Genomic DNA, 8,920 nt, shown 5'->3' on the forward strand with positions numbered 1-8,920 from the left:
ACGAGGCATTTCGCTTATACGCAGCATCTTGTAATTATGAAAATTACTTTGCTGCACGCGTCCGTCTTGCAACGTAATCTCTCCGTATAGGGCTGCCGTTAAAGCATATACTATACAGCTTTCCATTTGTGCACGTACGCCATCGGGGTTCACAGCCAGGCCACAATCTATCGCACACACAACACGATGAAGCTGAATTTTCTTTTGATCGAGCGATAACTCTATAACATGTGCAACATAACTACCCATCGCAGCATGTACCGCTATTCCGCGAAAGTGCCCGGCCGGCAGCGGTTTATTCCAGGCTGCCTTTTCGGCAGCCAGGTTCATCGCTGCTAAATGTCGCGGATGATCTTTTAGCAAAGTTCTCCTGTATTCTACCGGATCTATACCCGCACGCGAAGCCAATTCATCCACCAATGTTTCCATCACAAAAGCCGTATGCGTATTGCCTACTGAACGCCACGGCAAAACCGGAACAGCACAAGTGGTTGTATGTAACTCTATTGCATGATCGGGTATAGCAGCGAGATACGGAGACCCTTGCGTGCCATCCACCGAACTATAGTCAAGGCCGTTGGGTGCTATATCTTTCTCCAATACAGTATTCACAAAAAGCGATTGTCCTGCAATGCGATGATGCCAGGCCACCGGATAACCCGTTACATCTATACCGATACGCACGCGGTGTAAATATACCGGCCGGTAATAGCCCCCTTGTATATCATCTTCGCGCGTCCAGAGCAGCTTCACGGGTTTACCGGTTGCTTGGGCTATATATACCGCTTCTATCACATAGTCGTTCTTAAAAGTTCCTCTGCGGCCAAAACTTCCGCCCAGAAAAGGAATGTGGAATATAACTTTCTCCGGATCCAGCCCGAGGTACGAAGCTACTTCCTGCTGGTGCAATACAGGCGATTGTGTACCCGCCCATACTTCACAGGTATACTCATTGATCCGCACCGTGCAATTCACCGGTTCCATCGGGGTGTGTGCCAGGTAAGGAACTGCGATGTCTGCTTCCAGTATATCTGTCGAATGATCCAGTGCATTGGCTACATTACCCTTCTCCTGTGTAATCATGCCTTGGCTTTCCGCCAGTTTCCGGTAGCCCTCCAGTTGTATATGACTATCAATACGACTATCGGCCGGTATATTCCATTCGATATGCAATGCCTCACGACCCAGTTTTGCAGCCCAGTAATGATCCGCTACCACAGCTATACCAGTGGGAATCTGTACTACATCACGAACACCTTTTATCGCTTTTGCCTGCGTAGCATCAAATGACTTTACCGTTCCGCCAAATACAGGCGAACGTGCCACCAGCGCAGTACACAAACCCGGCAACTGTATATCTATACCATACAGGGCCTTTCCATTGGTTTTCTCTGGCGCATCCAGCCGCTTTTGCGATTTACCTATATATTTCCATTGGCCCGGCTCGCGCAGCTTTACAGAAGAAGGGACAGAAAGCTTAGAGGCTTCGACAGCTACATCACCATACGCTATACGATTTGTTCCGGCAATGATATAGCCATCTTCAGTATGACAATCCTCTGGCGATATACCTAATCTTGCAGCGGCAGCCTGCACTAACAGGGTGCGGGCCGTAGCGCCTGCTATACGGTAGCGATCAAATTCAGACCGCGTACTGTCCGATCCACCGGTAGATTGCACAAACATACTCTCCTCAAAATCTTTTCCTCTTCCGGAAGGGCGGTGCTCTACATGTATCTTCTTCCAATCACAATCCAGTTCTTCTGCTATCAGCATTGGCAAGGTAGTCCATATACCCTGCCCCATCTCTACCTTACTCAGCACAATATATATACCATTGTCGGGAGCAATGCGCAGAAAGGCATTCATCGCCACAGCTGTGGGCAACTGCGGTGCTGGCATTCGTTTACCGGTTACAGTGAATGAAAGAATAAGCCCGCCACCCGCCAGCACACTGGTTTTAATAAAATGCCTGCGATCCATGCTTCGTTGTTCCATAGCAATTGGGAGTAGTATGAAATTTAACTACTCTGCCCGCTAACTTCAACCTGTTTTGACAGCGTGTATCACATAGTATATAACCGGTTTCGATTTATTGATCAAAGTAAAAGCCTGGTAAAATATTACCGGGCTCTCATAGTGAATAAAATCCAAAGTGGAACGATCAGTTTTCTTCCAGCCGCGTATATATACCGCGGTCCAGCGTAATATTCAGTCGCTTCATCATTTCCGCTATATCAAATCCCTGCTTCCGGTATTCAGCCTGCACAGTTTCTTTTGCTTTGGCTACTGCGTCCTTATTCTGCCAGCGGGCCACGGTAACACAAACCAGGTTGTTGTTCGCATCGGTATAGGTATATGCAGCATCTTCAATAAAACCGGGCAGTGTTTTGATAAAGTCGCGATTGATCTTTACACGTTCCAGAAATTCTTTCTTGGCAGCTGCAGGTACTATAAACTTGTCAATAAATTCTACCTGTTCTTTCTTATACTTCAGGTTGGCAAATGCAGCCAGATCCGTTGGCACTACTTCCAGTTGCTGTAAAAATCCGAGGCGATCGGTATATACCTGCGAACCCGCTACTTTGCCCTGACGAAAAGTATATATCGCTATACCATCGTTCACGATAGAATTTCCGGTAGGTGCTATATATTGAAACTGGTTGGCGTGTGTACCCGTAACTTTTTGCTTTACCACAATTTTATCGCCTTCCGCAACAAGGTCTTCTATATTCCAGTGGATATCAGGAAAAGCTTTGATGAGTATAGCCAGAGGTTCCTGAAAACCTGCCGCTCCTTGGGTTCCGGTAGCGCTGGTATATTCTTCTGCTATACTGTTGCGCAATGACTCGGTGTTTCTCGTGTTCATGGCCGCATATATCTTACGGATCGTTTCTTTGTTTGCTTGTGTTTCCATAACTGATGCTGTGTTGGTCTGATTGTTTGTTGTGTGTTTTGCTGACTGGCTGCTCGCTATACCCGGCCCTAACAGGCTTACCATGATCAGGCAGATGCCCGTAATACGTTGTTGTTTGCTTGTTTCCATCTGTGTGTTTTTTAACAAAAGTATTTTCTCCCGCAGGGATGGAATTGTAAAAAATCACTGATCTGACTAAAGGGATGATTTTTTATAGAAGAAATTTCAGGACACGATGGGGTAATTCTTACACAAACTCAAAATATACCTGTATAATACTCATCAATGTTATAACACAATTGCAATACCTGCTTTCTTTTATTTATATTTAAGTACAGCACCCCCACACTATGGCCTATCGTTTCTCATTGGTTACTCCTTATCTGATAGGAATAACACTCCTGGTCCTATCTTCATGCACTTGCGAGACAGAAGAAAGTGCTTATGAATTAAATGAAGCCGATCGCGGATTTATGACGAACCTGTACGGCTACAATGAGTATAAATTGCAAGCGGCATCGCTGGCTATTGAAAACGGAAAGACTGCCACACAAACCCTGGCATCGGATATAGAACAGGATCTTGAGTTAACTCGCAACCGATTAAAAACAATCGCTGCCAATACGCATTACACTTTGCCCGATGCTATACCGGCAGATGCAGCCACACAACTTTCGGCACTTATAGCGACATCGCCTGAAACATTTGATATTCACTACGTGCAGAGTCAACTCACACAAGTTGCTGCGGATATAGCGCTGCTTGAAAAAGAATTGGAAGAAGGCACAGAGCCCAGTGTTATGGCGCTTACACAGGAATATTTACCGGTGCTCCAATTGCACAAAGCCTGGTTAGAAGAATTACTCGACACCCTGTAGAGGTATATATCGTTCCGCCTATACCTGACAAACTCGGTGCGCATCAGGTTGTAATGATACCCGGATTTGACTGGCGCATCTTCGCCCACTTTTTCAGGATCTCTACGAGAACTTCAAATTTTATAGGTTTACTGATATAGTCGTCCATACCGGCTTTTGCACAATCTTCGCGATCACCTTGCATCGCATTGGCGGTCACGGCAATAATTACCGGTTGATGGTAGCGTTTCAGTCGTATCATGCGCGTAGTTTCCAATCCATCCATCTCCGGCATTTGCACATCCATCAGAATTATATCATAGAATTGCTCATCAAATTTCTCCAGTGTCTCCACACCGTTCTGTGTAATGCACACATCTCTATATCCCAGTTTGTTCAATACCAGCAGGGCGAGTTTCTGATTCACCGGGTTATCATCTGCCACCAGGATGCGCAGCGGGTATTGCTCGGCAAAACTTTCTGATAATAACTGGTTGGGTATATTTTCTTCACGCCCTGTCGTTTGCTTCATGGGTCGCAGTGCTGTGTGTATAACCTTGCAAAGCTGTTGTTGCTTTACCGGCTTGGTTAATATAGCACAGAAGAGATCGGCATATTTTTTTCTGCTCTCATCACCTACTGAACTCAATAAAATTACCGGCAACTGCGGATGATTGTTCTTGATCATCTGCGTTAACCGTATACCATCGAGCACCGGCATTTGCATATCCGATATCACGAGATCATAGCGTTCAGCAGAGGAAAGTATCTGCATTGCCTGTTGTCCGGATGCCGCGAGCGTTGGTGTAAAGTTCCAATGCTCCAACTGGTTTTTCAAAATGGCGAGGTTCGTAACATTATCATCCACGATCAGCACTTTCTTCCCTTCATTTCCGGCTGTACTACACAATGCATATTGTCGTATAGACTCACGACTTTCTTCTGTATGAAATGTAAATCGGAAAATGGTTCCTACATCCGGCTGACTCTCTACAGTAATATAGCCTCCCATCAATTCTACCAGTCGTTTGCTGATGATCAACCCTAACCCTGTACCACCATACTTGCGTGTAGTAGAAGAATCTACCTGCGAAAATGCTTTGAACAACCGCGACAATTTATCGGCCGGTATACCTATACCGGTATCACGCACTTCGAATGCCAGTTCCAGTTTACCATCATTATTTTTCAGAAGATCAACACCCACAAAAATTTCACCCTGGTGTGTAAACTTCATCGCGTTTCCAATCAGGTTTAATAGTACCTGGCGTAACCGATGACTATCACCAATCAATTGTGCCGATATACGATAATCGATCTGGTATACCAGGTCTAAACTTTTTTGCCCTGCCTTGCCGGCAAATACATCCATTACTTCTTCTATACATTGCCGCAGATCAAAGTTATGATGATCAAGTTCCAGGTTGCCCGATTCGATCTTTGAAAAATCGAGTATATCATTGATCACCGTAAGCAATGCTTCGCCACTTCCGCGAATGGTGTTCGTATACTCCTGCTGCTCCTGTGTAAGTGCAGTCTCTGCCAATAGCGAAGCCATACCCAACACACCATTCATAGGCGTGCGTATCTCGTGACTCATCGTTGCCAGAAATATACTCTTGGCCTGGTTGGCACGTTCAGCTTCCCTGCGGGCTGTTTCAGCTTCTTCCTGTTTAACAACAATCTCGTTTTTCTGTTGCTTCAGCTGATCGTTCATGGCGTGCAGAAAATTCGCCTGCTCCTGTAGTTGCATGTTCAGCACCTGCATGTTCTCTGCCTGGTGCTCCAGTATTTCTTTTTGGTATACAGCTTCTGCCGTGCGTTCGCGTACCTGTTTCTCCAGCTCGCGCTTCTGTCGTTGTATCGAAGCTGTTCGCAGCCGGTATAGCAGGTAAGCAGAACCTGTTGCCAATACTATAGCTACCGTTATAAACCACCACGTTTTCCAGAAGGGTGGTGTTATCACCAGCTTTAGTGAAAGTATATTTGTATCCCAGCTTCGCTCGCTGTCGGCCCCTTTTACTTTAAATATATAGGTGCCGGGATCGAGGTTGGTATAGGTAACTCTGCGTTGCGTGCCCTGCTGGTTCCAGCTTTTATCAAACCCTTCCAGGAAGTACGAATATGTTTTGCGCTCTGCATCGGTATAGTTTAGTGCAGCAAACTCAAAGGAAATAACAGAGCGATCGTAGCGCAATGCAATCGCATCTGTTTCTGTTATACTTTTTGTAAGCGGAGAATCGTGTGCGGCACTGTCTCCTATAGATACAGATGTATTGAACAACTGAAAGTCGGTGAGCACGATCGGTATTTTATAGTGATCTTCCTTTATCCTGTCAGGAAAAAATTCGTTGAAGCCATTTGCCCCGCCAAAGTACATAACGCCCGACTTGCTTAAGAACGATGCATGTGGCTTAAACTCATTGGACTGCAAACCATCGGCTGCATCAAAATTCCGAAAGCTGAGTGTTGCCGGGTTATATTTACTCAAACCTTTATTGGTGCTTATCCACAGGTTGCCATCTTTATCTTCCAGTATACCGGCTATAGCATCGTTGGGTAAACCATCGGTAGTGCGATATACTGTAAACTTCTGTTTTCGTACATCAAAGTAATTCAATCCCGACATTGTGCCAATCCAGAAATTTCCTACTACATCTTCATGTATCTGGGTAATCGCATTATTGCTGATACTGTTTACACCATCGCGATGCGCATAGTGTTGAAATGTTTTTAAAACAGGATCGAAGAGATCGAGACCACCTCCATCAGTACCAACCCATATTCGTCCCTTCGTATCCTGGTAAAGCAATATAACTTTGTTGCTGGCTATACTTTTCGGATTATTACTATCATGCACAAACGCGGTAAACGAGTTTGTTTCCGGATGGTATAAATTCAGACCACCGTTATAGGTACCAATCCACATGCGTTTGTCCTTATCTTCCAGTATAGACCATGCGTTGTTGCTGCGTAAGCTCGAAGTATCTTTAGCGTTATACTTCAGATGCCGATAGGTATTTTTCTTCGGATCATATATAGTTACTCCTGCACCCCACGTACCAATCCATAAATTGCCTTTACTGTCTTCGCGAATATTAAGAACGTAATCGCCACCTATACTGCGCGGATTATTCTCTTCGTGACGAAAGTGTTTGAAATTGCCGGTACTGCGATCAAGTAAATTAAGACCACCACCATCGGTAGTTACCCACAGATTTCTATGGGAGTCTTCATAAATGCAAAGCACTTTATTGTTGCCAAGACTTTTTACGGATGACGTATGGCGAAAGTGCCTGAAATTATTTCGCTCCTTGCTCGAAAGACTAACCCCACCTGAGAACGTTCCCACCCACATATTGCCTTTCTGATCTTTGTAGATAGACCAGATGGAATTGCCACTGAGTGAAGCCGGATCTATATCATCCTGAAAATAGGTTTGAAACGACTGCAACGTATCATTGAAAATACTAAGTCCTCCGTTCTCTGTACCAACCCATAAATTACCTTCCGCATCTTCATTCAGGGAAAGAATAAAACTATGACCAACACTTGTCTTGTTCTGCGAATCATGTTTAAAGCGTTGAAAGTCGTGCGTCTCCGGCCGGTATAAATTCAGGCCACCACCGCGTGTACCAACCCACAGCCGATTCCGGCTGTCTTCAAAAAGTACTTTTGTGTCGTTATGACTTAGCGAATGCGGATTGCGCTCGCTATATCGAAAATTTACAAACGATTTACGCTGGCGGTCAAACATACTAAGGCCATCGGCAGTTGTGATCCAGATGTTGTGAAGATGATCTTCCAATACCTGGATCACATTGTTACTCGCCAGGCTTTCGGCCTGATGACTTATATGTTTATAGTGTGTAAAACTTTTTCTCTTTTCATCATACACATCAAGGCCGCCTCCGTCTGTGCCAATCCACAGAAGTCCGTCATGGTCGCGCAGTATACTTTTCACCTGGTCGCTCGCCAGTGAATTAACATTTTCAGGATCATGTATATAGTGCGAGAACTTTTCTGTTTCGCGATGAAACACATTTATACCACCACCCCATGTAGCAATCCACACGCGACCGGAAGGATCTTCCATGATGTCGGTGATATAATTGTTTTCCAGCGTGGTAGTGTCATTCGCGTTATTACGATATACGGTAAATGTATAGCCGTCATATTTATTGAGACCATCGCGTGTTCCAAACCACATAAATCCGCGACTATCCTGCAGTATACAGGTAACGTTGCTATGCGATAGTCCTTCGCGCGCACCGATATGCTGAAAGCTCAACGGTGCATTCTGCGGATAACCATACAAAACCGAAAACAAAAGCGCGAAGGATAACCAGATTCTCAAACACATATCTATAAAAATGTCTTTTTCCCGTAGCAACACGTACCGTGAGTTTGAACATATCGCTTGCTGCGATATATAGGTCTGTTTAAACTCTTTGTGGATAAAAATCAACACAGGTTTCGTAATCGTATTGACCAGTTCATTTCAGCAACATCCATATGCCATTGGCACCTGATGTAATATTGGATGAAAGTTTCCTTACATCCACTGGCCTATTCTTTCGATTCGGTTCTTCATTCAGGTTCATGATGCCTAACGTATTGAAAATATCATGTGCGATCCTGTATAGAAAACAACTATTTCATCCAGCCATACCGTTGTGTTGGTAAAGATGTAGCCTTATACATTGATCCGGATCAGGGAAATCCTGATTTTAAAAAAATCAGGTATATATTCAGTAAACTCAGTAAGTGTTCAGCCTGCTAAAAAGAGAAGCATGTAAAAAATAACAGCGCGCTCTTTCGCGATTCGCAGTAAAGAAGAAATGTATATCTATAAGCGCCAACACGCTTTTAAAATTTGTAGTATAAAAAAAGCCGCTGTTTTTCTGCAGCGGCTTCTGTTTTTTTAAAGCTGAATATTCTTTAAAAAACGTACTTCTTAAATATCTGTATCAATTCCTGCATTACTACGCGCTCGCAATGTTCCATTGCTTGCGGATTGCCGGGTGATTCTTTCAGTTCAGTAATAATGGCGGAGTAATGTACAAGATCTACGGGCGATGCAAACAGATCTTTCAATTCGCGTGATAAAAATTCATACTTACGATCGCTGATCGCTGCATGAAAG

At 44.4% G+C, this 8,920-nt stretch carries 5 protein-coding genes; 1 reads left to right on the forward strand and 4 read right to left on the reverse strand.

Translation table 11 applies throughout. From position 1 onward, the window contains the following. Positions 1 to 1,998, reverse strand: a 1,998-nt coding sequence (locus VIN08_RS20825; RefSeq protein WP_331969230.1) for a xanthine dehydrogenase family protein molybdopterin-binding subunit, incomplete at its 3' end; no start/stop codon positions are given. A gap of 166 nt (positions 1,999 to 2,164) precedes the next feature. Beyond that, the gene (locus VIN08_RS20830; protein WP_331969233.1) at positions 2,165 to 3,046 is read right to left on the reverse strand and encodes an ester cyclase; all 882 of its coding nucleotides are present in this window, start codon (positions 3,044 to 3,046) and stop codon (positions 2,165 to 2,167) included. A 221-nt stretch (positions 3,047 to 3,267) separates the two neighbouring features. Between VIN08_RS20830 and VIN08_RS20835 the strand changes: the two genes are divergently transcribed. Then, positions 3,268 to 3,795, forward strand: coding sequence for a DUF4142 domain-containing protein (locus VIN08_RS20835; protein WP_331969236.1), 528 nt, complete (start codon positions 3,268 to 3,270; stop codon positions 3,793 to 3,795). Positions 3,796 to 3,838: 43 nt separating this feature from the next. On the opposite strand, the gene VIN08_RS20840 is transcribed toward VIN08_RS20835, so the two are convergent. Together VIN08_RS20840 and VIN08_RS20845 are read right to left on the reverse strand one after the other, a co-directional pair. Next, entirely contained in the window at positions 3,839 to 8,131 is a 4,293-nt protein-coding gene (locus VIN08_RS20840) for a hybrid sensor histidine kinase/response regulator (protein ID WP_331969239.1), read from the reverse strand. Between the two features lie 584 nt (positions 8,132 to 8,715). After that, on the reverse strand, positions 8,716 to 8,920 hold a 205-nt coding region (locus tag VIN08_RS20845; protein WP_331969242.1), incomplete at its 5' end, for a hypothetical protein.

It is taken from the genome of Ohtaekwangia sp., assembly GCF_036568665.1.
Classification (GTDB): domain Bacteria; phylum Bacteroidota; class Bacteroidia; order Cytophagales; family Cyclobacteriaceae; genus Ohtaekwangia.

Excerpts from the sequence above, each read along its gene's own strand:
- VIN08_RS20835 (WP_331969236.1), top strand. The coding sequence starts at position 3,268 with ATGGCCTATCGTTTCTCATTGGTTACTCCTTATCTGATAGGAATAACA.
- VIN08_RS20830 (WP_331969233.1), bottom strand. The coding sequence starts at position 3,046 with ATGGAAACAAGCAAACAACAACGTATTACGGGCATCTGCCTGATCATG.